The sequence below is a fragment of the Bacillus sp. JJ634 genome (assembly GCF_036962285.1).
Classification (GTDB): Bacteria; Bacillota; Bacilli; order Bacillales; family DSM-1321; genus Peribacillus; species Peribacillus asahii_A.
This window is the reverse complement of the sequence record NZ_JBALMU010000169.1, coordinates 1-3,459: the sequence shown is the minus strand read 5'-3', so window position 1 is coordinate 3,459 and position 3,459 is coordinate 1. Positions and strand designations below refer to the sequence as shown.

2 protein-coding genes are annotated in these 3,459 nt (G+C 32.0%); both read right to left on the bottom strand.

What is annotated here, in order from left to right; translation table 11 throughout:
- Positions 1-445 precede the first annotated feature (445 nt).
- The gene (gene galE / locus V7068_RS20350) at positions 446-1,483 is read right to left on the bottom strand and encodes a UDP-glucose 4-epimerase GalE (protein ID WP_499714301.1); all 1,038 of its coding nucleotides are present in this window, start codon (positions 1,481-1,483) and stop codon (positions 446-448) included.
- 325 nt (positions 1,484-1,808) lie between these two features.
- Positions 1,809-3,275: an oligosaccharide flippase family protein gene (locus tag V7068_RS20345; RefSeq protein WP_499714300.1), complete on the bottom strand. Its 1,467-nt coding sequence runs from the start codon at positions 3,273-3,275 to the stop codon at positions 1,809-1,811.
- Positions 3,276-3,459: the final 184 nt, after the last annotated feature.

Sequence of the window (3,459 nt, the reverse complement as noted above, 5' to 3'; positions counted from 1 at the left end):
AAACATAATAGAAGTTGGCAGACCTATATATCCTAATCCAATTGTACAAATTTTCATTTTTATCCCTCACTCTACTTTTCACTGGTTTATTTCATAAAATATATCAAAGTATTGATTAACTCTCTTTAAAGACTTCACTTAATTTCATGGACAACTCTTTAACTAATTCGCTTACTTTTAGACTCTGAGCCGTTCCTCTCTTCTCCCACTTCTTTAAGCAGGCAATAAAAAGCTTATTTAGTTATATTTGGTATAATGACCACCATTTCTCTAAAGCTAATGAAATCACGACTTATTTCATCATCATTTTACAATAATGACACTAACTACTTACTATTCGGTAAATGGCAAAAGGAGACTCGATTAGGTTCTCAACCTTAGCGTGTACACCATCTCGACTCAGTTGTTGCCATATCTAATTCTGCAAGATGTAAATTTATATAATTTAAAACAGTTGCTTTACCAAGTCTCTAATCTCATACCCATTTGGGTTCTTTTCCTGCCATCTCCATGCATCTATACACATTTCCTCGATTCCCTTTTCAGCAACCCACCCTAATTCTTCCCTTGCTTTTGTTGGATCAGCATAACAACTTGCTACATCACCAGATCTAGGTTCAACAATCTTATAAGGAACCTTTTTTCCAGATGCTTTTTCAAAGGCAGCAACCATTTCAAGTACACTATAACCTTTTCCAGTTCCAAGATTATAGGCGTTCACACCTGTAGTAGTCAAAATCTTTTCTAGTGCCTTTAAATGTCCTTTAGCTAAATCTACTACATGAATATAATCTCTTACTCCCGTTCCATCAATGGTTGGATAGTCATTTCCAAATATATTTAATTCCTTTAGTTTCCCAACTGCTACTTGTGTGATATATGGCATTAGATTGTTAGGGATACCATTTGGATCTTCGCCAATTCTTCCACTGTGATGAGCTCCAATCGGGTTGAAGTAACGTAAAAGAGAAATACTCCAATTATGATCTGAGTAATGGAGATCACGAAGAATTTCTTCAATCATTAGTTTTGTTCGGCCATATGGATTTGTTGATCCCAGAGGAAAATTCTCAGAAATAGGAACACTTTCTGGCACACCATAGACAGTAGCAGATGAACTAAACACCATTTTATTTACACCGCGCTTGTTCATGATCTCGCAAAGCATAAGTGTACCAGTTATATTATTATGATAATAATGGAGCGGAATTTGAACTGATTCTCCTACAGCCTTAAGTCCAGCAAAATGAATCACTGCATCAATGGTATTTTCAGCAAATACAGTTTCCAAACCAATTCTATCAAGTATATCCACTTTATAAAAAGTAATATCTTTCTCCATTATTTCTTTAACTCGAGACAAAGATTCAATCTTGCTATTAGATAGGTTATCTACTACGACTACCTCATACCCAGCGTTTAATAACTCAACACATGTATGACTACCAATATAGCCTGCTCCTCCTGTTACTAATATTGCCATTACCATATCCCTCCTGATATTATTATCTGACAATTCTAATTTCTTTAATATTCGATAATTTGTTTACCTTCTCTCCATAACCAAAAGGCTCTGATGGATACGCCATGCAGAGCTTTTAAACGTTAAAATATATAAAAACTAATTCTCTTATGTTCTACAAATCTCGAAATGACTCGAGTGATCGCAGTGATAGAAACCCCTATTAGATATCAAGACTGAAAAGAAGCAAAAGAACCGTCCCCTTGCTTCTCATCCACTCTTTGCAAATCTAATATTAGCAGACCTATATAGCTAAGCGCGATAACATTAATGATAGACATTGATTTCATTCTCCTTTGTTTAAAGCTCTCCATTGCTTCTTTATTTTTCTTAAGAAAATAGACAAATATAGTAGTGCCCATAAAAGCCCAAGAATTATTGACTCGAATAAACTACCAATTGTTGAATCTAGAGGTATGAAAATTTTTACTTTGTAAAAAAGTAAACCTAAAATAAAATTTACAACTGTAATTAAACCTAAACTTCTCCAAGGAAATACCTTTGAAAAATTTACACCAATAATTTTTGCAGTATAAACAAGTTGAATCATATTAATAATAAATTGACTTAAAAGCGTTGCAACTGCAGGTCCAATAAATCCAATACTTTTAAACATTATATAGCTCAATACAATATTTAAGCCAAGCGAAATTATTGAACTATAAAAAATAAATTTTGTTTTCCCTTTTGCATTTAACATCATTCCAAAGTAGGTAAATCTTAACAAGGTTAACAAACAATATACTCTGAAAACTGAAACACCCGATAAAAATTTTTCGGAATATAAGAAATTCATAACATCTGTTGCAAAAACAAAAACAGCTGTAACAAGAAAACACATAATAATAAACGATAACACCATACTATAGCCCCAAAGATCTACTGCAATTTGATTTTCTCCCTTTTTAAGTAAACGGGCTAATTGTGGTATTAATAAAGCTGTAAATGATGTTGCCACAATTGTCATGGGCAATTCTCTTGATGCATTAGTATAGATTGCCAATTTGTCTGTACCTAAGAAATTCCCAATCATTAATTTATCAAGTTCAATATTCAATGTTCCTACAACTGATGCAAGACCTATTGGAATTGAAAAGGTCAGCATCTTTTTAATAATAGCTCTATCAAATGTTACAATAAGCTTTCCGGATATATTCTTTACAATATAATAGATACTTATTGCAAATAGAGTTTCAACCAAAATAAATAAAAACATATAGGTTTGAAAACCCCATTCACAAATTTGAACAATCAGTAGTATGAGGAGTAAAGAAATACCATTTGCTACCCTATATATCATTATTAGAGAAACTCTTTTATATACAATTAAAACATTATCTATACTAGACATGATAATTTTCGTCCAAGGGAATACAGCTAAAAAATAAATAAAGTTTTTAAGCAACGGATTATCAAAATACTGTACTAACAAAGGTGTTGAACAAACCAAAACAAGACCAACAATAATGCTTAGTATAGTGTTTAATGAATAATAGACAGAAAGGAACTTTTGCCTTTCTTCGACTGTTTCTGAACGTGCAAGAAAGTAGTTAATACTATTCGGCAATCCAAGCATCAATAAAGATGTCATCAGATTAGTAACCAATAGTATTTGAGAATAGGTACCGTACTCGTCTAAAGTCAAAAACCTTGACAACAGCATAACTGATACTAATGATATCGCTAGTGTAATGACCTTCGAAGTTGTTAGTTTTATTGCATCTCCACCAAGAGAATCTTTATTACTGTCCATAATTGATATTGCTCCTTATTGAAACCTGCTTAAAAATATTAATTAAATCAAGTTATTTCAAAAATACCTTTGTCAATTAACAGACATAACACTTATATCATAAGCACTTCTTACTCACAATATCTTCTGTATGAAATTTGTATTATATTCTATCAAACAAGAATTAATTCATATGCATTAAAAC

Excerpts from the sequence above, each read along its gene's own strand:
- galE (WP_499714301.1), bottom strand. The coding sequence starts at position 1,483 with ATGGCAATATTAGTAACAGGAGGAGCAGGCTATATTGGTAGTCATACA.
- V7068_RS20345 (WP_499714300.1), bottom strand. The coding sequence starts at position 3,275 with ATGGACAGTAATAAAGATTCTCTTGGTGGAGATGCAATAAAACTAACA.